At 56.1% G+C, this 22,310-nt stretch carries 20 protein-coding genes and 4 tRNA genes; 19 read left to right on the top strand and 5 right to left on the bottom strand.

Going from position 1 to position 22,310, the window contains the following annotated elements:
* Positions 1-41: 41 nt before the first annotated feature.
* The 13 genes from wecB (at position 42) to CSE01S_RS20970 (ending at position 10,785) form a co-directional block, all read left to right on the top strand.
* Positions 42-1,172: a non-hydrolyzing UDP-N-acetylglucosamine 2-epimerase gene (gene wecB, locus CSE01S_RS21030; RefSeq protein WP_042292817.1), complete on the top strand. Its 1,131-nt coding sequence runs from the start codon at positions 42-44 to the stop codon at positions 1,170-1,172.
* Positions 1,169-2,431, top strand: a complete 1,263-nt coding sequence (wecC, locus tag CSE01S_RS21025) for a UDP-N-acetyl-D-mannosamine dehydrogenase (protein WP_042292816.1) — start codon at positions 1,169-1,171, stop codon at positions 2,429-2,431. Before wecB ends, wecC begins: the two co-directional genes overlap by 4 nt.
* Positions 2,428-3,105 (top strand): dTDP-4-amino-4,6-dideoxy-D-galactose acyltransferase, encoded by a 678-nt coding sequence (gene rffC, locus CSE01S_RS21020; RefSeq protein ID WP_042292815.1) that lies wholly within the window; start codon positions 2,428-2,430, stop codon positions 3,103-3,105. Before wecC ends, rffC begins: the two co-directional genes overlap by 4 nt.
* Positions 3,106-3,109: 4 nt before the next feature.
* Entirely contained in the window at positions 3,110-4,240 is a 1,131-nt protein-coding gene (gene rffA, locus CSE01S_RS21015) for a dTDP-4-amino-4,6-dideoxygalactose transaminase (RefSeq protein WP_042292814.1), read from the top strand.
* A gap of 1 nt (position 4,241) precedes the next feature.
* Positions 4,242-5,492 carry a lipid III flippase WzxE gene (wzxE, locus tag CSE01S_RS21010; RefSeq protein WP_042292813.1) on the top strand — a complete coding sequence of 417 codons (1,251 nt, stop codon included), beginning with the start codon at positions 4,242-4,244 and terminating at the stop codon, positions 5,490-5,492.
* A complete protein-coding gene (locus CSE01S_RS21005; RefSeq protein ID WP_042292811.1) occupies positions 5,489-6,568 on the top strand; it encodes a TDP-N-acetylfucosamine:lipid II N-acetylfucosaminyltransferase in 1,080 nt (359 codons plus the stop codon). Before wzxE ends, CSE01S_RS21005 begins: the two co-directional genes overlap by 4 nt.
* Positions 6,565-7,917, top strand: a complete 1,353-nt coding sequence (gene wzyE / locus CSE01S_RS21000; RefSeq protein WP_042292809.1) for an ECA oligosaccharide polymerase — start codon at positions 6,565-6,567, stop codon at positions 7,915-7,917. The genes CSE01S_RS21005 and wzyE overlap by 4 nt, the downstream gene beginning before the upstream one ends.
* Positions 7,918-7,919: 2 nt before the next feature.
* Positions 7,920-8,660, top strand: coding sequence for a lipopolysaccharide N-acetylmannosaminouronosyltransferase (wecG, locus tag CSE01S_RS20995; protein WP_042292808.1), 741 nt, complete (start codon positions 7,920-7,922; stop codon positions 8,658-8,660).
* Between the two features lie 202 nt (positions 8,661-8,862).
* On the top strand, positions 8,863-10,248 hold the full coding sequence (thrP, locus tag CSE01S_RS20990) for a bifunctional threonine/serine APC transporter ThrP (RefSeq protein ID WP_042292806.1): 1,386 nt from the start codon (positions 8,863-8,865) through the stop codon (positions 10,246-10,248).
* Positions 10,249-10,350: 102 nt separating this feature from the next.
* Positions 10,351-10,427, top strand: a tRNA-Arg gene (locus CSE01S_RS20985).
* 57 nt (positions 10,428-10,484) lie between these two features.
* A tRNA-His gene (locus CSE01S_RS20980) sits at positions 10,485-10,560 on the top strand.
* Between the two features lie 19 nt (positions 10,561-10,579).
* Positions 10,580-10,666, top strand: a tRNA-Leu gene (locus CSE01S_RS20975).
* 42 nt (positions 10,667-10,708) lie between these two features.
* Positions 10,709-10,785, top strand: a tRNA-Pro gene (locus tag CSE01S_RS20970).
* A 569-nt stretch (positions 10,786-11,354) separates the two neighbouring features.
* On the opposite strand, the gene hemY is transcribed toward CSE01S_RS20970, so the two are convergent.
* From hemY to hemC, 4 genes are read right to left on the bottom strand one after another with little or no spacing between them, the layout of a single operon-like run.
* Positions 11,355-12,551, bottom strand: coding sequence for a protoheme IX biogenesis protein HemY (gene hemY, locus CSE01S_RS20965; RefSeq protein WP_042292802.1), 1,197 nt, complete (start codon positions 12,549-12,551; stop codon positions 11,355-11,357).
* A gap of 2 nt (positions 12,552-12,553) precedes the next feature.
* Positions 12,554-13,738 (bottom strand): uroporphyrinogen-III C-methyltransferase, encoded by a 1,185-nt coding sequence (hemX, locus tag CSE01S_RS20960; protein ID WP_042292800.1) that lies wholly within the window; start codon positions 13,736-13,738, stop codon positions 12,554-12,556.
* 21 nt (positions 13,739-13,759) lie between these two features.
* A complete protein-coding gene (hemD, locus tag CSE01S_RS20955) occupies positions 13,760-14,500 on the bottom strand; it encodes a uroporphyrinogen-III synthase (protein ID WP_042292799.1) in 741 nt (246 codons plus the stop codon).
* On the bottom strand, positions 14,497-15,438 hold the full coding sequence (gene hemC / locus CSE01S_RS20950) for a hydroxymethylbilane synthase (RefSeq protein WP_042292864.1): 942 nt from the start codon (positions 15,436-15,438) through the stop codon (positions 14,497-14,499). The genes hemD and hemC overlap by 4 nt, the downstream gene beginning before the upstream one ends.
* A gap of 388 nt (positions 15,439-15,826) precedes the next feature.
* Between hemC and cyaA the strand changes: the two genes are divergently transcribed.
* Entirely contained in the window at positions 15,827-18,373 is a 2,547-nt protein-coding gene (cyaA, locus tag CSE01S_RS20945; RefSeq protein ID WP_042292797.1) for a class I adenylate cyclase, read from the top strand.
* A gap of 60 nt (positions 18,374-18,433) precedes the next feature.
* Here cyaA and cyaY read toward each other — a convergent pair whose 3' ends face one another.
* Positions 18,434-18,754 (bottom strand): iron donor protein CyaY, encoded by a 321-nt coding sequence (cyaY, locus tag CSE01S_RS20940; protein WP_042292793.1) that lies wholly within the window; start codon positions 18,752-18,754, stop codon positions 18,434-18,436.
* Between the two features lie 139 nt (positions 18,755-18,893).
* Here cyaY and lptM point away from each other — a divergent pair, with 139 nt between their 5' ends.
* From lptM to yigB, 5 genes are read left to right on the top strand one after another with little or no spacing between them, the layout of a single operon-like run.
* Positions 18,894-19,097 carry an LPS translocon maturation chaperone LptM gene (gene lptM / locus CSE01S_RS20935; RefSeq protein ID WP_042292789.1) on the top strand — a complete coding sequence of 68 codons (204 nt, stop codon included), beginning with the start codon at positions 18,894-18,896 and terminating at the stop codon, positions 19,095-19,097.
* Between the two features lie 36 nt (positions 19,098-19,133).
* On the top strand, positions 19,134-19,958 hold the full coding sequence (gene dapF, locus CSE01S_RS20930; RefSeq protein WP_042292786.1) for a diaminopimelate epimerase: 825 nt from the start codon (positions 19,134-19,136) through the stop codon (positions 19,956-19,958).
* The gene (locus CSE01S_RS20925) at positions 19,955-20,662 is read left to right on the top strand and encodes a DUF484 domain-containing protein (RefSeq protein WP_042292783.1); all 708 of its coding nucleotides are present in this window, start codon (positions 19,955-19,957) and stop codon (positions 20,660-20,662) included. Before dapF ends, CSE01S_RS20925 begins: the two co-directional genes overlap by 4 nt.
* Positions 20,659-21,555 (top strand): tyrosine recombinase XerC, encoded by an 897-nt coding sequence (gene xerC, locus CSE01S_RS20920; protein ID WP_042292780.1) that lies wholly within the window; start codon positions 20,659-20,661, stop codon positions 21,553-21,555. Before CSE01S_RS20925 ends, xerC begins: the two co-directional genes overlap by 4 nt.
* Positions 21,555-22,271 carry a 5-amino-6-(5-phospho-D-ribitylamino)uracil phosphatase YigB gene (yigB, locus tag CSE01S_RS20915; RefSeq protein ID WP_042292778.1) on the top strand — a complete coding sequence of 239 codons (717 nt, stop codon included), beginning with the start codon at positions 21,555-21,557 and terminating at the stop codon, positions 22,269-22,271. The genes xerC and yigB overlap by 1 nt, the downstream gene beginning before the upstream one ends.
* Positions 22,272-22,310: the final 39 nt, after the last annotated feature.

Genomic DNA, 22,310 nt, shown 5'->3' with positions numbered 1-22,310 from the left:
TGAGGGGCTGGGCCCTCACTGACTATTCGAAGAGAATCGATGTGAAAGTACTGACTGTATTTGGCACGCGACCGGAAGCCATCAAAATGGCGCCTTTGGTTCATGCGCTGGCAAAGGATCCTGATTTCGAAGCGAGAGTTTGCGTCACCGCGCAACACCGGGAGATGCTCGATCAGGTTTTGAACCTCTTTTCCATTGTTCCTGACTACGATCTTAATATTATGCAACCGGGTCAGGGGCTGACTGAAATAACCTGTCGAATTCTGGAAGGGCTGAAGCCTATCCTGTCTGATTTCAAGCCTGATGTGGTACTGGTACATGGCGATACCACCACCACTATCGCCACCAGTCTTGCGGCATTTTATCAACGCATCCCTGTCGGGCACGTGGAAGCCGGACTTCGCACTGGCGATCTTTTTTCGCCATGGCCGGAGGAGGCAAACCGGACGTTGACCGGCCATCTGGCGATGTACCATTTCGCCCCGACTGAAAACTCACGGCAAAACCTGCTGCGTGAAAATATCGCTGACAGCCGCATCTTTGTCACCGGCAATACGGTGATCGATGCGCTTATTTGGGTGCGTGACCGCGTCCTGGCCAGCGATAAGCTGCGCTCAGCGCTGGCCGAACGTTACCCTTTCCTGTGCGAAGATAAAAAGCTGATTCTGGTGACGGGGCATCGACGTGAAAGTTTTGGCCGTGGTTTTGAGCAGATTTGCCATGCGCTGGCGGATATTGCCGCCGCCAACCAGGACGTGCAAATTGTCTATCCGGTCCATCTGAACCCCAACGTCAGTGAGCCGGTCAACCGTATTCTCGGTCATGTTGAAAACGTGATGCTGATTGAACCGCAGGACTATTTACCTTTTGTCTGGCTGATGAATCACGCCTGGCTGATCCTCACCGACTCCGGAGGGATTCAGGAAGAAGCGCCGTCGCTGGGCAAACCGGTACTGGTGATGCGTGAAACGACCGAACGCCCAGAAGCCGTGACGGCGGGGACGGTGCGCCTGGTGGGCACTGACTCCCGGCGCATTGTTGCGGAAGTCACGCGCTTGCTGCATGACGAAAATGAATATCAGACCATGAGTCGCGCCCATAACCCTTACGGTGACGGGCAGGCCTGTGGCCGAATTTTAGACGCTTTAAAAAACAGTCGGGTATCGCTATGAGTTTTTCTACCATTTCTGTTATTGGTCTGGGATATATCGGTTTGCCAACGGCGGCTGCCTTCGCGTCGCGCCAAAAGCAGGTCATTGGTGTGGACGTTAACCCGCACGCGGTAGATACCATCAACCGCGGTGAAATTCATATCGTTGAGCCGGATCTGGGTAAGGTGGTAAAAACGGCGGTTGAGGGTGGATTTTTGCGCGCCACCACTACGCCGGTTGACGCTGACGCATACCTGATCGCCGTTCCCACACCGTTTAAAGGCGATCACGAACCCGATATGGCCTATGTCGAAGCCGCGGCGAAATCCGTGGCGCCGGTACTGAAAAAAGGGGCGCTGGTGATCCTTGAGTCTACCTCGCCAGTCGGTGCGACAGAGCAAATGGCTGCCTGGTTGGCGGCGATGCGTCCGGATCTCACTTTCCCGCAGCAGGCCGGAGAGCAGGCTGACGTCAATGTGGCCTATTGTCCTGAACGCGTACTGCCGGGTCAGGTGATGGTCGAACTGATTAAGAATGACCGCGTGATTGGCGGTATGACGCCGGTATGCTCGGCGCGCGCCAGCGAACTGTACAAGATCTTCCTTGAAGGTGAGTGCGTGGTGACGAACGCCCGCACAGCGGAAATGTGTAAGCTCACGGAAAACAGTTTCCGCGATGTCAATATTGCTTTTGCGAATGAACTGTCGTTGATCTGCGCCGATCAGGGGATTAACGTCTGGGAACTGATCCAACTGGCGAATCGCCATCCTCGGGTCAATATACTCCAGCCCGGACCGGGCGTTGGCGGGCACTGCATCGCCGTCGATCCGTGGTTTATCGTGGCGCAAAACCCGCAGCAGTCGCGTCTGATTCGTACCGCGCGTGAAGTCAACGACGGTAAGCCGCACTGGGTTGTTGACCAGGTGAAAGCCGCCGTGGCGGATTGCCTGGCTGCGACCGATAAGCGCGCCAGCGAAGTGAAAATCGCCTGCTTTGGGCTGGCTTTCAAACCGAATATCGACGATCTCCGCGAAAGTCCGGCAATGGAAATTACGCAGAATATCGCCCAATGGCACAGCGGTGAAACGCTGGCGGTGGAGCCGAATATCCATCAGTTACCGAAAAAGCTGGATGGCCTATGCGCGCTGGCGACGCTGGACGATGCGCTGGCAACCGCCGACGTGCTGGTGATGCTGGTCGATCATAATGAGTTCAAAGCGATGCGCGGTGATGCGGTTCGTCAGCAATATATCGTTGATACCAAAGGGGTCTGGCGGTGAGGATCCGCGCCAGTATTGAGCCGTTAAGCTGGGAAAACGCTTTCTTTGGCGTGAACAGCGCCATTGTGCGCATTAACCCTGCGGCGTCGCCTTTAACGGTGGCAGCGCTGCAGCGATGGTCACGTGTGCAGGCGAAAATTCCGGCGGCGAATACGGTTGAGCTGGATGCGCTGCAACAACTGGGTTTTTCCCTTGTCGAGGGCGAAGTCGATTTAGCGCTGCCCGTGACGGCAGAATGCGCGCAGAATGGCGCGGAAATTGCACAGTTGGCAGACATTCCTGCGCTGCGCGACCATGCCGCTGTCGCCTTCGCACAAAGCCGCTTTCGCGCGCCGTGGTATGCGCCAGACGCCAGCGCGCGCTTCTATGCGCAGTGGATAGAAAACGCGGTGCGCGGCACGTTTGATCGCCAGTGTCTGGTTCTGCGGGCGGCGAACGGCGATATCCGCGGCTATGTTTCGCTGCGAGAACTGAATGACAGCGAGGCGCGCATCGGCTTACTGGCCGGGCGTGGCGCAGGCGCTGAGCTGGTGCAGGCGGCGCTCGGCTGGGCGCGGGCGCATGGCAAAACGACATTGCGGGTGGCGACCCAAATGGGCAACACCGCCGCGCTTAAACGTTATATACAAAGCGGTGCGAACGTGGAAAGCACCGCGTACTGGTTATACAGGTGACAACATGATTCCGTTTAACGCACCGCCGGTGGTGGGAAGCGAACTTGACTACATGCAGTCTGCGATGGGCAGCGGCAAACTGTGCGGCGACGGCGGTTTTACCCGGCGCTGTCAGCAGTGGCTGGAGCAGCGTTTTGGCAGCGCAAAAGTATTGCTGACGCCGTCCTGCACCGCCTCTCTGGAAATGGCGGCGCTGCTGCTGGATATCCAGCCGGGCGATGAAGTGATCATGCCGAGCTATACCTTTGTATCGACGGCAAATGCCTTCGTGCTGCGCGGCGCGAAAATCATCTTTGTGGATATCCGCCCGGATACCATGAACATCGACGAAACGCGCATTGAAGCGGCGATCACCGATAAAACCCGGGCGATTGTGCCAGTTCATTATGCGGGCGTGGCCTGTGAGATGGACACTATCATGGCGCTGGCGGAAAAATATCATCTGTATGTGGTCGAAGATGCCGCGCAGGGGGTGATGTCGACGTACAAAGGCCGCGCGTTGGGAACAATCGGTCACATCGGCTGCTTTAGTTTCCACGAAACCAAAAATTACACCGCGGGCGGCGAAGGCGGCGCGACGCTGATTAACGATCGCAAACTGATCGAACGCGCGGAGATCATCCGTGAAAAGGGTACTAACCGCAGCCAGTTTTTCCGCGGTCAGGTGGATAAATATACCTGGCGCGATATCGGCTCCAGCTATCTGATGTCCGATCTCCAGGCCGCTTATCTGTGGGCGCAACTGGAAGCCGCAGATCGCATTAACCAACAGCGTCTGGCGTTGTGGCAAACCTATTATGACGCGCTACAGCCCCTGGCGCGTGCCGGGCGTATTGAACTGCCGTCCATTCCGGGCGACTGCAAACAGAACGCTCATATGTTCTATATCAAGCTGCGTAATATTGATGACCGGAGCGCGCTGATCAACTTCCTCAAAGAAGCGGAAATCATGGCGGTGTTTCACTATATCCCGCTGCACGATTGCCCGGCAGGGGAGAAGTTTGGTGAATTCCACGGCGAAGATCGCTATACCACCAAAGAGAGTGAACGCCTGCTGCGCCTGCCGCTGTTCTATAACCTGTCGGCAGTGAATCAACGCACGGTGATTACCACATTGCTGAATTATTTCGCCTGATATGTCGCTTGCGAAAGCGTCCCTGTGGACGGCGGCCAGTACGCTGGTCAAAATTGGCGCCGGGTTACTGGTCGTTAAACTGTTGGCGGTGACATTCGGCCCGGCGGGCGTCGGGCAGGCGGGAAACTTCCGCCAGATGGTCACCGTACTCGGCGTGCTGGCGGGCGCCGGGATTTTCAACGGCGTCACTAAATACGTTGCGCAGACGCACGACAACCCGGCGCAGTTGCGAAAAGTCGTCGGTACCTCTTCAGCGATGGTGCTCGGATTTTCCATGCTGCTGGCGCTGGTGTTCCTGGTGGCGGCTGCGCCGATAAGTCAGGGGTTTTTCGGTCATACTCAGTATCAGGGCCTGGTACGTTTAGTGGCGCTGGTGCAGATGGGTATCGCCTGGGCTAACCTGCTGCTGGCGCTGATGAAGGGCTTTCGTGATGCAGCCGGAAACGCGCTGTCATTGATTGTCGGCAGCCTGGTGGGGGTCGTCGCCTATTACGGCTGCTACCGGGTAGGCGGTTATGAAGGCGCGCTGCTTGGCCTGGCGCTGGTGCCCGCGCTGGTGGTCATTCCGGCGGCTGTGATACTGATGAAGCGGGGGACGATCCCGCTGCGCTACCTGAAGCCGTCCTGGGATAACGGACTGGCGGGTCAGCTCAGCAAATTCACCCTGATGGCGCTAATCACTTCCGTCACGCTGCCGGTGGCTTATGTCATGATGCGAAACCTGCTGGCGGCGCACTACAGTTGGAATGACGTTGGCATCTGGCAGGGCGTGAGCAGCATTTCCGACGCTTATCTACAATTTATTACCGCCTCGTTCAGCGTCTGGCTGCTGCCCACGCTGTCGCGACTGACCGAGAAACGCGATATTACGCGGGAAGTGATCAGGTCGCTGAAGTTTGTGCTGCCAGCGGTGGCGGCGGCAAGTTTTACCGTCTGGTTGCTGCGCGATGTTGCTATCTGGCTGCTTTTCTCTGACAAGTTCAGCGCCATGCGCGATCTGTTTGCCTGGCAACTGGTCGGGGATGTGCTGAAAGTCGGCGCATATGTATTTGGCTATTTGGTGATCGCGAAAGCGTCGCTGCGGTTTTACATACTGGCTGAAATCAGCCAGTTCATTTTACTGACGGCATTTGCGCACTGGCTGATCCCGACGCACGGCGCGCTGGGTGCGGCGCAGGCGTATATGGCCACCTATGTCGTCTATTTTTCACTCTGTTGTGGCGTATTTTTACTCTGGCGTAGGCGGGCATGACTGTACTGATTCACGTACTGGGATCGGATATCCCTCACCATAATCAAACCGTGCTGCGGTTTTTTAACGACGCGCTGGCGCAAACCAGCGAGCATGCCCGTCTCTTTATGGTTGCCGGTCAGGACACCGGACTGACGGAAAGTTGTCCGTCGCTCTCCCTTTCGTTTTACAACGGTAAAAAATCGCTGGCCGAGGCGGTTATCGCGAAAGCCAAAGCGAACCGCCAGCAGCGGTTCTTTTTTCACGGGCAGTTCAATACCGCGCTATGGCTGGCGCTGCTCAGCGGCGGCATTAAGCCCGGTCAGTTTTACTGGCATATCTGGGGAGCGGATCTGTACGAAGTGTCCGGCGGTCTGAAATTTAAGCTGTTCTATCCAGTTCGCCGTCTGGCGCAGAACCGCGTTGGCGGCGTATTTGCTACCCGTGGCGATCTGCGCTATTTCGCCGGGCTGCATCCACGCGTTCCTGGTGAACTGCTGTATTTCCCGACGCGAATGGATCCCGCGCTAAATAATATGGCGAACGATCGGCAGCGTAGCGGGAAAATGACCGTTCTGGTGGGGAATTCCGGCGATCGCAGCAACGAGCATATTGCCGCGCTGAAAGCGGTGCATCAGCAGTTTGGCGATACGGTCAACGTCATCGTCCCGATGGGGTATCCGGCCAATAACGACGCCTATATTGCTGAAGTGAAACAGGCCGGTCTGGCGCTGTTCCGCGCGGAAAATTTGCAGGTGCTTGAGGAAAAACTGGCATTCGACGCCTATCTGACGCTGCTTCGCCAGTGCGACCTCGGCTACTTTATTTTTGCCCGTCAGCAGGGGATTGGTACGCTGTGCCTGCTTATCCAGGCCGGGGTGCCGTGCGTGCTGAACCGCGAAAACCCGTTCTGGCAGGATATGGTGGAACAGCAACTGCCGGTACTGTTTACCAGCGATGCGCTGAATGAACAGGTGGTGCGAGAAGCGCAGCGCCAGCTGGCATCGGTTGATAAAAACGCGATCACTTTCTTTAGCCCGAACTACCTGCAACCCTGGCACAAGGCGATCAGAATCGCCGCAGGGGAGGCCGTATGAGCCTGATGCAGTTCAGTGGGCTGTTCGCCGTCTGGCTACTGGCGACGTTGTTCATTGCCACGTTGACCTGGTTCGAATTTCGCCGCGTGCGCTTTAACTTCAACGTCTTTTTCTCGCTGCTGTTTCTGCTGACCTTCTTTTTCGGTTTTCCACTGACCAGTGTGCTGGTGTTCCGCTTTGATGTGGGCGTCGCGCCGCCGGAAATTTTGTTACAGGCCTTGTTGTCCGCCGCCTGTTTTTATGCGGTCTATTATGTGACCTATAAGACCCGCTTGCGTAAGCGGACATCAGACGTACCGCGCAAACCGCTGTTTACCATGAACCGCGTGGAAACCCATTTAACGTGGGTGATTCTGATGGGCATCGCGCTGGTGAGCGTTGGCGTTTTCTTTATGCACAACGGTTTCCTGTTGTTCCGTCTGCATTCCTACAGCCAGATTTTTTCCAGCGAAGTTTCCGGCGTGGCGTTAAAGCGCTTCTTTTACTTTTTCATTCCGGCGATGCTGGTGGTTTATTTCCTGCGTCAGGACAGCAAAGCCTGGTTGTTCTTTCTGGTCAGTACCGTCGCGTTTGGACTACTGACCTATATGATCGTTGGCGGCACCCGCGCCAATATCATCATCGCTTTCGCTATTTTCCTGTTTATTGGCATCATTCGCGGCTGGATTTCACTGTGGATGCTGGCGGCGGCGGGCGTGCTGGGGATTGTCGGCATGTTCTGGCTGGCGCTAAAACGCTATGGGCTGAACGTCAGCGGTGATGAGGCGTTTTACACTTTCCTTTATCTGACCCGCGACACCTTTTCACCGTGGGAAAACCTGGCGCTGCTGCTGCAAAATTACGACAAAATCGAATTTCAGGGGCTGGCGCCCATTGTCCGCGACTTTTACGTGTTCATCCCTTCCTGGCTGTGGCCAGGGCGTCCCGGCATGGTGCTGAACGCCGCTAACTATTTTACCTGGGAAGTGCTGAACAACCACTCCGGATTGGCAATCTCTCCAACGTTAATTGGTTCGCTGGTGGTGATGGGCGGCGCGCTGTTTATCCCGCTGGGGGCGATCGTGGTGGGCCTGATCATCAAATGGTTTGACTGGCTGTATGAGTTGGGTAACCGCGAGACGAATCGCTATAAGGCGGCCATTCTGCACAGTTTCTGCTTTGGCGCGATATTCAACATGATCGTGCTGGCGCGTGAGGGGCTGGACTCGTTTGTCTCTCGCGTGGTGTTTTTCATGGTGGTTTTTGGCGCCAGTCTGCTGATCGCTAAACTCCTGTTCTGGCTGTTCGACAGCGCCGGACTGATCCATAAACGTATAAAAACCCTGCCGCGAAAACAGGTTGAAGGATAGCAATGACTGAGAAAACAACGGCGCCGCTCTATGCGCTGCGCGGGCTTCAGCTAATAGGCTGGCGCAACATGCAACATGCGCTGGATTACCTTTATGCTGGCGGTAAGTTGAAGCAGGGCACCCTGGTGGCGATCAACGCCGAAAAAGTGCTGACGGCGGAAGATAATCCTGAAGTCAGGGCGTTGATTAACGCGGCAGAATACAAATATGCCGATGGGATCAGCGTTGTGCGCTCGATTCGCAAAAAATTTCCGGAAGCGGAGGTGTCACGCGTAGCGGGAGCCGATCTGTGGGAAGAATTGATGGCGCGCGCTGGGCAGGAAGGTACGCCAGTATTTCTGGTGGGTGGAAAGGCTGACGTGTTAGCGCAAACCGAAGCGAAACTGCGCGCGCAGTGGAACGTTAATGTTGTGGGTCGCCAGGACGGTTATTTTACCCCAGAGCAGCGGCAGGCGCTGTTTGCGCGTATTCACGCCAGCGGTGCGCAGATCGTCACCGTGGCGATGGGATCGCCGAAACAGGAAATCTTCATGCGTGACTGCCGTCAGGTGCATCCTCAAGCCCTGTATATGGGGGTGGGCGGGACCTACGACGTGTTTACCGGGCACGTCAAGCGCGCGCCGAAAGTGTGGCAAAACCTGGGGCTGGAGTGGCTTTATCGTCTGCTGTCTCAACCGAGCCGCATTACCCGTCAGCTTCGCTTGTTGCGCTATCTGCGCTGGCACTATACCGGCGATCTCTGATCTCCCTTTCCTTGCAGGCAGCGTATTCTGCTGACAACGCTGCCTTTCATCCCTGCATCCGTTCCTTTTTTACACAAATCATGCATTTTTTTAATGCTTCATTTGCCATTTTGCCAAATTTGCGAAACCATGCGCCCCCATCGATGTACCCATAACAATAACCGGTAAAGCCGGATGGTAAGCAAACACGACAAGAGGATGTATGGCAGAGAATAAAGCAGAGCTACAGCGTGGGCTGGAGGCTCGTCATATCGAATTAATTGCCCTCGGGGGCACCATTGGCGTTGGTCTGTTCATGGGGGCCGCCAGCACGCTGAAATGGGCGGGACCGTCGGTTTTATTAGCGTATATCATCGCCGGCCTGTTCGTCTTTTTCATTATGCGCTCAATGGGCGAGATGCTGTTCCTGGAGCCGGTGACCGGTTCGTTCGCCGTTTACGCGCACCGCTACATGAGCCCGTTTTTCGGCTACCTTACCGCCTGGTCATACTGGTTTATGTGGATGGCTGTGGGGATCTCAGAAATTACCGCCATTGGTGTTTACGTGCAGTTCTGGTTCCCGGAGATGGCGCAGTGGATACCTGCGCTTATCGCCGTCGGGCTGGTGGCGCTGGCCAACCTTGCGGCCGTGCGTTTGTATGGCGAAATCGAGTTCTGGTTCGCGATGATCAAAGTCACCACTATTATCGTGATGATTGTTATCGGGCTGGGGGTGATTTTCTTCGGCTTTGGCAACGGCGGTCAGGCGATTGGCTTTGGTAACCTGACTGAGCACGGCGGCTTTTTTGCCGGTGGCTGGAAAGGCTTCCTTACCGCGCTATGTATTGTGGTCGCGTCGTATCAGGGCGTGGAGCTCATCGGTATTACCGCCGGTGAAGCGAAGAATCCGCAAGTTACTCTGCGCAGCGCGGTCGGTAAAGTGCTATGGCGAATCCTGATTTTTTACGTGGGCGCGATTTTCGTTATCGTCACGATTTTCCCGTGGAATGAAATCGGGAGCAATGGCAGCCCGTTCGTGCTGACCTTTGCCAAAATCGGCATTACCGCCGCTGCGGGTATTATTAATTTTGTGGTGCTGACGGCAGCGCTGTCTGGCTGTAACAGCGGAATGTACAGCTGCGGGAGGATGCTTTACGCGCTGGCAAAGAACCGTCAGTTGCCTGCGGCGATGGCGAAAGTGTCGCGTCATGGCGTACCGGTAGCCGGGGTGGCGCTGTCGATTCTGATTCTGCTGGTTGGCTCCTGCCTGAACTACATCATTCCTAATCCGCAACGGGTGTTTGTGTATGTCTACAGCGCCAGCGTGCTGCCGGGGATGGTGCCATGGTTTGTGATCCTGATTAGCCAGCTGCGTTTTCGTCGGGCACATAAAGAGGCGATCGCTTCGCATCCGTTCCGCTCCATGTTATTCCCGTGGGCAAACTGGATAACAATGGCTTTCCTGGTGTGCGTGCTGATTGGCATGTACATTAACGAAGAGACGCGTATGTCGCTGTTTGTCGGCATTCTGTTCTTGCTTGGCGTGACGCTCGTTTATAAGGTTTTTGGCCTTAACCGCCACGGTATCGCGCAGAAAACGCAGGAATAACGGACAAAACGCGCAAAGCGTAACCAAACGCGCATTTTATTTAAAAAGGCACTAGACAGCGGGGTGTGAAGTCCGTATTATCCACCCCCGCAACGGCGCTAAGCGCCCGTAGCTCAGCTGGATAGAGCGCTGCCCTCCGGAGGCAGAGGTCTCAGGTTCGAATCCTGTCGGGCGCACCATTCACCCGGTGCTGGAGCTGCGGTGGTCTCGATACCGCGTAATACAGATTTGCAGTGGTGGCTATAGCTCAGTTGGTAGAGCCCTGGATTGTGATTCCAGTTGTCGTGGGTTCGAATCCCATTAGCCACCCCATTATTAAAAGTTGTGAAATGCGAAGGTGGCGGAATTGGTAGACGCGCTAGCTTCAGGTGTTAGTGTCCTTACGGACGTGGGGGTTCAAGTCCCCCCCCTCGCACCACGACTTAATGAATTGAACTAAAAATTCAAAAAAGCAGTACATCGGCGAGTAGCGCAGCTTGGTAGCGCAACTGGTTTGGGACCAGTGGGTCGGAGGTTCGAATCCTCTCTCGCCGACCAATTTTGAACCCCGCTTCGGCGGGGTTTTTTGTTTTCTGCGCTTCACCGCCTGCTGTTGTCGCCAGACGACATCCCGCATGTTTATTGTCGTCAATCAGTGACAGATAATCCTTTGAAAATAAACTATTTACTTTAATAGCCTGATAGATGTCTCTGCCTGGCGACAATCTGTGCGCGATAGCGCAGACGATCCCGCCGTTAACAGTCGCCATCGCGCGCCATTACAGGCCTGGTAAAAAGTCTTAATCCCTATTTTTGGCGGTGCAATTCTGGCATGCAATGTGCAATAATATACGCGTAGATGCTCATTCCATCTCTTATGCTCGCCATAGTGCCTCATAAACTCAGGAATGATGCAGAGCCGTTTACGGTGCTTATCGTCCACTGACAGATGTCGCTTCGGCCTCATCAAACACCATGGACATAACGTTGAGTGAAGCACCCCTTTATGTTGTCATACAGACCTGTTTTGACGCCTGCTCCCTAAAAGAGCAGGCGTTTTTTTATGTGATTAGCGTACGGGCATTGCAGGCCCGGTAAGCGAAGCGTCACCGGGCGTGAGAGAGGTATTACTGCGGGGGATTGTTCTGCAAGGTCAGCATCAGGCCGTCGCGGCGCATGGTGGCCGCTTCTTCCGGCTGATGCAGACGGTCCAGCGCGTCGGCAAGCCAGGCGTAATCATACGCGTCCGGACGCTGCTTAAGCGCGGCGCGGAAGGCGATAGTCGCTTCCTGCCATTCACCGTGCTTCATCAGCGATTGCCCCAGCGTACTCCACAACAGCGGACGATCGCCCACGGTCTTGATCTGCTGACGCAGCACTTTCTCCAGCTGTTCCGGGTTGTTGGTTTTCAGACGAGGGATTGGCAGCACCAGACGATCGTCATACTGGCGCTTCAGGCCGTCGATGATAATCTGCTGCGCCATATCGTGATCGTCACACTCGATCAGGTGTTCAGCCATTGCCACCTGCAGGGCGACCTGATGGCGTGTTTTACGGCTCTGGTGTTTCCACCATTCACGTAACCCTTCGCTGCCCTGATCGGCTCGCGCCTGATCCATCAAACCAATCCACGCCTGCTGCTCCAGCGCGGCGCGATGTTCTTCGTCGCCGACGTTGGCTTTCGCCATTGACGGGATAATATCCAGCAGCGAACTCCACGCGCCGGTGCGGATGTAGGCTTGTTCCGCCAGACGCAGTACTTCCGGATGACGTGGCGTGACTTCCAGCAGTTTATCAACGCCGTGACGCGCCGCATGGTTCTCATTACGCGCCAGCTGCAGGCGTACGCGGGCAATCTCCACCGGAATGGTGTCGTTACCTGCCAGTTCCGCCGCGCGTTCCAGATGCTGATTAGCGCGCGCTTCATCACCGCGCTGTTGCGCCGCTTCCGCCGCCAGCAGATAGTTTACGACCGGTTGTTCGGCATGGTCGGCGTTTTTCGCCATCAGCTTTTCAACCTGTTGGTAGTCGCCTTCCGCCAGCTTCAGCAGCGCCTGTTCCGTTTGCTTACGCGCGCGACGACGCTTACGGCCAACGAACCAGCCGCGCGTATGGGCGCCGGTACGAAGGATTCGGCGCAGCACCCATTCGATGGCAAACAGCACCACCATCGCAAGGATCAGGATGATGACCAGCCCGGTGACGCTGGTTTCGATGTTATATGTATCGGTCTGGATAAGCACGTAGCCCTGGTGGCCGGCGATCATCGGCCCCACCACGATCCCGGCTATCAACAGCACAAAGAGCAATAATACTTTCAGCATCATTATTCTCCTTGCGGCGCGGCTGCCGGGGCTTCAGCCTGCGGTGCGGCAGGTGCAGGCGCGGCTTCCGTTGTTGTCGCGGTTGGTTGCGCCAGTAGGTTACGCACACGGGTCTGCATTAATTTTTCAAGAATGGCCTGGCTTTGCAGCGTTTCCGGCACGTCCATCGTGATGTTCTGCTGGCTGAGCTTATCCACTTCTTCGAGGAAGGCTTTGGTGGTGGCGTCGTCAGTATCGTAGTAAGCGCGTACCCAGGTTGAGACATTATCCAGCGCCTGGCGGTAGGTTTCTTCCTGATGACGCGGCACTGCCTGCGCGGCGACTAACAGACGAGAGCGAATGTTCTCCCGCAGATAGACATCCTGATTCGGCGCCAGTAGCGGCACGGCGGTGTCGTCGCGACGACGAACGGTAATAAAGCTGTCCATAAAGTTCTGCCAGCTTTTTTGCAGATTAATGCGCCATTCACTGATCGAACTGGAAAGCTCAGGGCTGTCTGCATCCATCGGCGAACCGTCATTGTCGTTATCGGCCAGACGCAGGTTATCGATCTGATTAGACAGCTGATTGACCTTCAGGATAATGCCGTCGTAATCCACCTGGGAAACCGCGGAGAGGCTGGCAATATCGTCGGTAATCGCCCGACGAGCAGCGATCAGGCTTGGATCGTTCATGTCCGCCAGGCTGGCGTCGGCGCTTTTCAGCAATGCCGCCGCCGTGGTGACATCCTGATCGCTCCACAGCTTACGCCCTGCCAGCTTGACGAGGAAATCCGCCTGCGCCAGCAGCCAGGTTTTTGCATCGCTACCGGAAATGGTGGCGACTTTTTGCTGCACTTCATCCAGTTGCCTGGACAGTTCGGCTTGCTGGCGATTGGCCTGCTCAAGCTGTGTCGCCTGCTGTTTGATAATGCCTTCCAGCTCCGCTTTCTGGCTTTCCTGCGCCTTTTGCAGCGCGGTCAGTTGATTAACCAGCGCATCGTTCGCGGCGCTTTGGGTGGTTGCCTGTTGTTTTCCCCAGCCATAAAGCCCAACGCCCGCCGCCAGCGCAATCGCGATAGCCACTGCGCTCAGGACCAGCGCGGTGCTGTTGTTACTCTTTTTTTCAGCTTTTACTGGCTGTGGCGTGGTGTCCACGGCCTCCCTGGTTTCTTCAACCACGGCGGAGGATTTTTCTTGTTCCGTCATTATGGCTTCCCATTATGAGAGTTATTGTAATGCGCGCAGTAGCGCATCGTTGTCGGCGTTATCGGCGACCTGAATATCTTGCCAGCCCAGTTCCCGGGCGAGGTGCGCCAGACGCTCACTGACGACAATAAGCCGGCAGCGTAGTAACCAGTTTTCGCGATACCACTGCGGAATCAGCGCGGTAAGCTGTTGCAGCATTTCGCCGCTGGTGACAACCACCGTCGTCACCCCGCGCGACTGCCAGCGCATCGCTTCTTCCGCGCCATCGTAATGTTTAGCGCTGCGTTGATAACATTCATAAAACGCCACGTCAGCGCCGCGCGTCGTCAGGGTTTCCCCCAACAGTTCCCGACCGCCGTTACCGCGTAAGATCAGCGCCCGTTTACCTGCAATATTTTGTAATTCAGGTAATTGTAGCAACACTTCGCTAATTTCCCGATCCTGCGGATAGCGAATATCGTGACCGCTGACGGTATGAAGCGCCAGCGCGGTGGTGCGGCCAATGGCGAAATAGCGCGGTTCAGCGGGCCACTTCTCCCTTTGCCGCTCCAGGTGCGCATGGGCGAAAGAGACCGCGTGTTGCGACAGCGCAAACAGCAGATCGTTATCCGTCAGCGCCGCCAGCGCCTCGGGGAGTCGCGACAGATCGCGCCCCGGCGTGAATTCGATGAGCGGAAAGCTCCAGGCCTCCTGCCCCAGTGCGCGCAGACGGCTCACTAATTCCTCCCCTGCGGGAGACGGGCGGGTGACCAGAATGCTCATGCGGGAGACTCTCCGTTATACACTTCCGTCAGAATAGCGCGGGCGCCGTTGTCCAGCAGCTCTTCGGCAAGCGAGATGCCCATCTGCTCGGCCTGATCGGCGGCACCGCGACGTTCACCGCGCACCATCACCGAACCGTCCGGGGCGCCAACCAGCGCACGCAGCCAAATTTCGCCATCAATCATTTCAGCATAGCTGCCAATCGGCACCTGGCAGCCGCCTTCCAGACGGGTGTTCATGGCGCGCTCAGCTTTCACCCGCAGCGCGGTGATCTCGTCATTCAGCGGCGCCAGCAGCGCCTGGGTGCGCGTATCATCAAGACGGCATTCAATGCCGACCGCGCCCTGGCCCACTGCAGGGAGCGAAATTTCCGGCGGCAGCGCGGTGCGGATGCGTGATTCAAGTCCTAAGCGTTTGAGGCCTGCAACGGCAAGAATAATCGCGTCGTAGTCGCCGTTATCCAGTTTGCTTAAACGCGTGCCGACGTTGCCGCGCAGGGAACGGATAATAAGATCCGGACGGCGCTCGGCGAGCTGGCACTGGCGGCGTAAGCTCGACGTGCCCACAATACTGCCTGCGGGCAATTCGTCGAGTGTATTGAAGGTATTTGAAACAAAGGCGTCACGCGGATCTTCGCGTTCGCAGATAGTCACCAGCCCCAGCCCTTCAGGGAATTCGACCGGGACATCTTTCATTGAGTGCACTGCGATATCGGCGCGTTTTTCCAGTAGCGCGACTTCGAGTTCTTTCACGAACAAGCCTTTACCGCCCACTTTGGCCAGCGGGGTGTCAAGAATGACGTCGCCACGCGTCACCATCGGCACCAGTTCCACCACCAGGCCGGGATGATTTGCCATCAGCGCGTCTTTGACATAATGTGCCTGCCAGAGCGCAAGGGGGCTTTGGCGTGTGGCAATTCTTAAAACATTGTCTAACATGCTTGTTACCGTCATTATCGTCCGTGGTTCATCCTAACATCCTTACAAGTGGGATGGCAGTGTTACGGTCAAAGGTAAGTAAAGGATAAGACGCAGCGCGACAGCTGGCAGTAAATAATGACGAGAAGCCGCCCGATCGTATTACAGAATTTACGCGCAGCGATTGGTGCTACACTTGTATGTAGTGCATCTTTCTTTACGGTCAATGAGCAAGGTGTTAAATTGATCACGTTTTAGACCATTTTTTCGTCGGTAAGCACAAAAATACGGACGAAAAGGGTAACGGTTTTTTTGACATACGGTTTATCCCGAATGGTGAAGGTCGCGCGCAGGCGTTCTTACTGCGACGATCGACAACATGACGGGTAGCAACATCAGGCGATACGTCTTGTACCTCTATATTGAGACTCTGAAACAGAGACTGGATGCCATAAATCAATTGCGCGTGGATCGCGCGCTTGCTGCCATGGGACCTGCTTTTCAGCAGGTGTACAGTCTTCTGCCGACATTATTGCATTACCACCATCCGCTGATGCCGGGGTACCTCGATGGTAACGTTCCCCGAGGCATTTGCTTCTACACGCCTGATGAAACCCAACGCCACTACCTGAACGAACTGGAACTGCACCGCGGACTCGCGCCGCAGGATCCGCCGAAGGGCGAATTGCCTATCACTGGCGTTTACTCAATGGGCAGCACCTCCTCCGTTGGGCAAAGCTGTTCGTCTGACCTGGATATCTGGGTATGCCACCAGTCGTGGCTCGACAGTGAAGAGCGCCAACTACTGCAACGAAAATGTAGCCTGCTGGAAAGCTGGGCCGCCTCGCTGGGGGTGGAAGTCAGCTTCTTCCTGATCGATGAAAACCGTTTCCGTCACAATGAAAGCGGTAGCCTGGGGGGAGAAGACTGTGGCTCCACCCAGCACATCCTGCTGCTCGACGAATTTTACCGCACTGCTGTGCGCCTCGCCGGTAAGCGTATTCTGTGGAATATGGTGCCGGGCGACGAAGAAGAGCATTACGATGACTACGTGATGACGCTCTACGCGCAGGGCGTGCTTACGCCGAACGAATGGCTGGATCTGGGCGGCTTAAGCTCACTCTCCGCCGAAGAATACTTCGGCGCCAGCCTGTGGCAACTGTATAAAAGCATTGATTCCCCCTACAAAGCGGTGCTCAAAACGCTGCTGCTTGAGGCTTATTCCTGGGAATACCCCAATCCGCGCCTGCTGGCAAAAGACATTAAACAGCGCCTGCACGACGGCGAAATTGTCTCATTTGGGCTCGATCCATACTGCATGATGCTGGAGCGCGTTACTGAATATCTCACGGCGATTGAAGATCCGACGCGCCTGGATCTGGTGCGTCGATGTTTCTATCTGAAAGTGTGCGAGAAACTGAGCCGCGAGCGCGCCTGTGTGGGCTGGCGACGTGAGGTACTCAGCCAGTTAGTGAATGAATGGGGATGGGACGACGCCCGTCTGGCTATGCTCGATAACCGGGCAAACTGGAAGATCGATCAGGTGCGTGAAGCGCATAACGAGCTGCTCGACGCCATGATGCAAAGCTATCGTAATCTTATCCGCTTTGCGCGCAGGAATAACCTTAGTGTTAGCGCCAGTCCGCAGGATATCGGCGTTCTCACCCGTAAACTGTACGCGGCGTTTGAAGCCCTGCCGGGTAAAGTCACGCTGGTGAACCCGCAGATTTCGCCCGATCTCTCTGAACCGAATTTAACCTTTATCCATGTGCCGCCGGGCCGCGCCAACCGTTCAGGTTGGTATCTTTATAACCGCGCGCCGAACATGGATTCGATCATCAGCCATCAACCGCTGGAATATAACCGCTATCTGAACAAACTGGTGGCCTGGGCGTGGTTTAACGGCCTGCTGACCTCGCGGACGCATCTGTTTATTAAGGGCAACGGTATTGTGGACCTGCCGAAGCTGCAGGAGATGGTGGCGGATGTTTCGCATCACTTCCCGTTGCGTCTGCCAGCGCCGACGCCGAAAGCGCTCTACAGTCCGTGTGAAATTCGCCATCTGGCGATTATCGTTAACCTTGAATATGACCCGACGGCGGCGTTCCGCAATCAGGTGGTGCATTTCGACTTCCGTAAACTGGATGTGTTCAGCTTTGGCGAAGAGCAAAATTGCCTGGTCGGCAGCGTTGACCTGTTGTACCGCAACTCGTGGAACGAAGTGCGTACCCTGCACTTTAACGGCGAACAGGCGATGATCGAAGCGCTGAAGACGATTCTCGGCAAAATGCACCAGGATGCCGCGCCGCCGGACAGCGTGGAAGTGTTCTGCTACAGCCAGCATCTGCGCGGCTTAATTCGTACCCGCGTACAGCAACTGGTTTCCGAGTGCATTGAACTGCGTCTTTCCAGCACCCGCCAGGAAACGGGACGCTTTAAGGCGCTGCGCGTTTCCGGCCAGACCTGGGGCCTGTTCTTTGAGCGCCTTAACGTGTCGGTGCAGAAGCTGGAAAACGCCATTGAGTTTTACGGCGCGATTTCGCATAACAAGCTGCACGGCCTTTCCGTGCAGGTGGAAACGAACCAGGTGAAGCTGCCGCCGGTGGTGGATGGCTTTGCCAGCGAAGGGATCATCCAGTTCTTCTTTGAAGAAACCGGCGATGAGAAGGGCTTTAATATTTACATTCTGGACGAGAGCAACCGTGCGGAAGTGTATCATCACTGCGAAGGCAGTAAGGAAGAGCTGGTGCGTGACGTCAGCCGCTTCTACTCGTCGTCGCATGACCGCTTTACTTACGGCTCCAGCTTCATAAATTTCAACCTGCCGCAGTTTTATCAGATTGTGAAAACCGACGGGCGCGCCCAGGTGATCCCGTTCCGCGCGCAATCTATCAGCAACGTCCCGCCGGCCAACCAGGATAACGACGCGCCGCTGCTGCAACAGTACTTTTCGTAATTATCGCGCCCGATGACGCTTCGCTTATCGGGCCGACATTCGGACGAACCTGAAACAAACTTAGCGGAAGCTGACCGTCTCGCCCGCCTGCTGCGTTGCCGCCTGTTCCAGCAGATCCCAGAAGGTTTCGCCGCTGCGATCGCACACCCATTCGTCGCCTTTCAGGTCAAAATGGTAACCGCCCTGTTTGGTTGCCAGCCATACCTGATGCAACGGTTCCTGACGGTTGATAATAATTTTGCTGCCGTTTTCAAAGCTAATGGTCAGCACGCCGCCATTGATCTCGCAGTCGATATCGCTGTCACCGTCCCAATCGTCCAGACGTTCTTCGATGGTCATCCACAGGGTATCTGCCAGGCGATGAAATTCACTGTCGTTCATTGTCGTTTCCCGTTTTTTTCGTGATGGCGGCAGTATAACGCGAAACAAAACGTGTTGCAGATTACTGGCAAACTCTTGCTTTTACGTCTTCTCCTGCGATGATAGAAAGCAGAAAGCATGAACTTACAGGCAATCCATAATGAAAAACGTGTTTCAGGCACTCGCTGTACTTCTGACTCTGTTCAGCCTGACGGGCTGTGGCTTAAAAGGTCCGCTTTATTTCCCGCCAGCCGATAAAAACGCGCCGCCGCCGACCAAACCTGTTGATCCGCAAACGCAATCAACGACGCCCGATCAAAACGATCGCGCAACGGGAGACGGGCCAACGCAGGTGAACTACTGACGGTGTGTTTCTGTCCCCGCGTGAACGGAGTGAATAATGCAATTCTCTAAAATGCATGGCCTTGGCAACGATTTTATGGTCGTCGACGCGGTAACGCAGAATGTCTTTTTTTCACCGGAACTCATCCGCCGCCTGTCTGACCGGCATCTGGGCGTGGGATTTGACCAATTGTTGGTGGTCGAGCCGCCGTACGATCCGGAGCTGGATTTTCATTATCGCATCTTCAATGCCGACGGCAGCGAAGTGTCCCAGTGCGGTAATGGCGCGCGCTGCTTCGCGCGTTTTGTGCGCCTGAAAGGGCTGACCAATAAACGCGATATTCGCGTCAGTACGGCCAATGGCCGAATGGTGCTGAGCGTAACGGACGACGAGCTGGTGCGGGTGAACATGGGGGAACCCAATTTCGAGCCGTCTCAAGTGCCGTTTCGCGCGAACAAAGCGGAAAAGACCTATATTATGCGCGCCGCCGAGCAGACAATATTGTGCGGCGTGGTTTCAATGGGAAACCCGCACTGCGTGATTCAGGTCGATGACGTCGACACGGCGGCAGTGGAAACGCTTGGACCGGTGCTGGAAAGCCACGAGCGTTTCCCCGAGCGGGCAAATATTGGTTTTATGCAGGTTGTGAAGCGTGAGCATATTCGTTTACGCGTTTACGAGCGCGGCGCGGGCGAGACGCAAGCCTGCGGCAGCGGTGCGTGCGCGGCCGTCGCCGTCGGCATTCAACAGGGTCTGCTGGCGGAAGATGTTCGCGTCGAATTACCGGGCGGTCGCCTTGATATCGCCTGGAAAGGTCCGGGCCATCCGTTATACATGACAGGTCCGGCGGCACATGTTTACGACGGGTTTATCCATCTATGAAGCAGCCAGGGGAAGAACTACAGGAAACGCTTATGGAACTCGATGACCGGGCGGTCGTCGACTATCTGCAAAAGAATCCTGAATTCTTTATCCGCAACGCGCACGCGGTGGAAGCGATGCGTGTTCCCCATCCGGTGCGGGGCACGGTATCGCTGGTTGAGTGGCATATGGCGCGCGCGCGTAATCACATCAACGTTCTTGAAGAAAACATGTCGCTGCTGGTGGCGCAGGCGACAGCGAACGAAAGCCTGTTTTACCGTCTTCTGCATTTGCAGGGGCGGCTGGTCGCTGCAACCAGCCTGGATGATATGTTAATGCGCTTTCATCGCTGGGCGCGGGATCTGGGGCTGGCGGGCGCGACCGTCCGTTTGTTTCCCGATCGCTGGCGACTCGGCGCGCCGTCGAGCTACACCCATCTGGCGCTAAACCGGCAAGCCTTTGAACCGCTGCGTATTCAACGACTGGGGCAGGCACACCATTATCTTGGGCCTTTAAACGGTCCGGAGTTGCTGGTGGTGCTGCCGGAAGCCAAAGCGATTGGCTCGGTCGCGATGTCGATGTTGGGGCGCGACGGCGATTTGGGCGTGATCGTATTCAGCAGCCGCGATGTGCATCATTATCAACAGGGACAGGGGACGCAGTTGCTGCAGGAGGTCGCGCTGATGCTACCGGATCTGCTGGAGCGCTGGATTGAACGCGTATGAGCGATTTCAACACCGATGTCGACCGTTTCCTGCGCTATCTCGGCGTGGAGCGCCAGCTTAGCCCCATTACGCTGAAAAACTACCAGCGTCAGTTGGATGCCATTATCGCCCTTGCTACCGCGGCGGGACTGGAGAGCTGGCAACACTGTGACGCGGCGATGGTGCGCAGTTTCGCGGCGCGCAGCCGTCGACAGGGGCTTGGCCCTGCCAGCCTGGCGTTACGTCTTTCCGCGTTGCGCAGTTTCTTCGACTGGATGGTCAGCGAAGGAAAACTGAGCGCCAACCCGGCTAAAGGCGTTTCTGCGCCGAAAACGCCTCGCCATTTGCCGAAAAATATCGACGTCGACGACATGAACCGTTTGCTGGACATCGACCTTAACGATCCGCTCGCCGTGCGCGACCGGGCGATGCTGGAGGTGATGTACGGCGCGGGGCTGCGTTTGTCCGAATTGGTGGGGCTGGATATTAAGCATCTCGATCTCGACACTGGCGAAGTGTGGGTGATGGGGAAAGGCAGCAAAGAGCGCCGTTTGCCCATTGGCCGGAACGCAGTGGCGTGGATTGAACACTGGCTGGATCTGCGCGGTCTGTTTGGCAGTGAAGAAGACGCGCTGTTCCTGTCGAAGCTTGGCAAGCGGATCTCCGCGCGTAACGTGCAGAAGCGTTTTGCCGAGTGGGGGATCAAACAGGGACTGAACAGCCACGTCCACCCGCACAAGTTACGTCATTCGTTCGCGACCCACATGCTGGAGTCAAGCGGCGACCTGCGTGGCGTACAGGAGCTGTTAGGACACGCTAACCTCTCCACCACGCAAATCTATACTCATCTGGATTTTCAACACCTTGCCTCGGTGTACGATGCGGCGCACCCGCGCGCCAAACGGGGGAAATAATGCGTTTTTACCGGCCTTTAGGGCACATTTCCGCGATCACCTTCGATCTCGATGACACCCTTTATGATAACCGTCCGGTTATCCTGCGCACCGAGCAGGAAGCGCTTGCCTTTGTGCAAAATTATCATCCGGCGCTGCGCACGATTCAGAATGCCGATCTGCAACGCCTGCGCCAGGTTGTGCGCGAGGCGGAACCGGACATCTATCACGATGTGACCCGCTGGCGGCATCGCGCGGTGGAACGGGCAATGCTCAACGCAGGCCTCCCGGCGGAAGACGCGATAGCAGGCGCAAATGCGGCGATGATGAACTTTGCTAAATGGCGCAGTCAGGTCGATGTGCCGCAAGCCACGCATGACACGCTGAAGGCGTTAGCGAAGAAATGGCCGCTGGTGGCGATCACCAACGGTAACGCCCAGCCGGAACTGTTTGGTCTTGGCGACTATTTTGAATTTGTGCTGCGCGCAGGTCCGGATGGTCGCTCAAAGCCGTTTAGCGACATGTACTTTCTGGCGGCGGAAAAACTCAACGTACCGATCGGCGAGATACTGCACGTGGGCGACGATCTGACCACCGATGTTGCCGGAGCGATCCGCAGCGGTTTGCAGGCCTGCTGGATCAAACCGCAAAATGCCGACCTGATGCAGACCTATGACAGCCGCTTGTTGCCGCATATGGAAATTTCACGGTTGGCATCCCTCACGACGCTGATATAATCACCAGCAGAACTCTGTATATATACCCAGCTTTTTTTG

This window comes from Citrobacter sedlakii NBRC 105722 (assembly GCF_000759835.1).
GTDB classification, from domain to species: Bacteria; Pseudomonadota; Gammaproteobacteria; order Enterobacterales; family Enterobacteriaceae; genus Citrobacter_A; species Citrobacter_A sedlakii.
The sequence above is the reverse complement of the archived record's forward strand: the minus strand, read 5'-3'. Positions and strand labels throughout refer to the sequence as shown.

Excerpts from the sequence above, each read along its gene's own strand:
- thrP (WP_042292806.1), top strand. The coding sequence starts at position 8,863 with ATGGCAGAGAATAAAGCAGAGCTACAGCGTGGGCTGGAGGCTCGTCAT.
- CSE01S_RS20925 (WP_042292783.1), top strand. The coding sequence starts at position 19,955 with ATGAAGCAGCCAGGGGAAGAACTACAGGAAACGCTTATGGAACTCGAT.
- cyaY (WP_042292793.1), bottom strand. The coding sequence starts at position 18,754 with ATGAACGACAGTGAATTTCATCGCCTGGCAGATACCCTGTGGATGACC.
- wzyE (WP_042292809.1), top strand. The coding sequence starts at position 6,565 with ATGAGCCTGATGCAGTTCAGTGGGCTGTTCGCCGTCTGGCTACTGGCG.
- wecG (WP_042292808.1), top strand. The coding sequence starts at position 7,920 with ATGACTGAGAAAACAACGGCGCCGCTCTATGCGCTGCGCGGGCTTCAG.
- wecC (WP_042292816.1), top strand. The coding sequence starts at position 1,169 with ATGAGTTTTTCTACCATTTCTGTTATTGGTCTGGGATATATCGGTTTG.
- hemD (WP_042292799.1), bottom strand. The coding sequence starts at position 14,500 with ATGAGCATTCTGGTCACCCGCCCGTCTCCCGCAGGGGAGGAATTAGTG.
- hemX (WP_042292800.1), bottom strand. The coding sequence starts at position 13,738 with ATGACGGAACAAGAAAAATCCTCCGCCGTGGTTGAAGAAACCAGGGAG.
- wzxE (WP_042292813.1), top strand. The coding sequence starts at position 4,242 with ATGTCGCTTGCGAAAGCGTCCCTGTGGACGGCGGCCAGTACGCTGGTC.
- CSE01S_RS21005 (WP_042292811.1), top strand. The coding sequence starts at position 5,489 with ATGACTGTACTGATTCACGTACTGGGATCGGATATCCCTCACCATAAT.
- lptM (WP_042292789.1), top strand. The coding sequence starts at position 18,894 with ATGAAAAACGTGTTTCAGGCACTCGCTGTACTTCTGACTCTGTTCAGC.
- xerC (WP_042292780.1), top strand. The coding sequence starts at position 20,659 with ATGAGCGATTTCAACACCGATGTCGACCGTTTCCTGCGCTATCTCGGC.
- dapF (WP_042292786.1), top strand. The coding sequence starts at position 19,134 with ATGCAATTCTCTAAAATGCATGGCCTTGGCAACGATTTTATGGTCGTC.
- hemC (WP_042292864.1), bottom strand. The coding sequence starts at position 15,438 with ATGTTAGACAATGTTTTAAGAATTGCCACACGCCAAAGCCCCCTTGCG.
- rffA (WP_042292814.1), top strand. The coding sequence starts at position 3,110 with ATGATTCCGTTTAACGCACCGCCGGTGGTGGGAAGCGAACTTGACTAC.
- yigB (WP_042292778.1), top strand. The coding sequence starts at position 21,555 with ATGCGTTTTTACCGGCCTTTAGGGCACATTTCCGCGATCACCTTCGAT.
- hemY (WP_042292802.1), bottom strand. The coding sequence starts at position 12,551 with ATGCTGAAAGTATTATTGCTCTTTGTGCTGTTGATAGCCGGGATCGTG.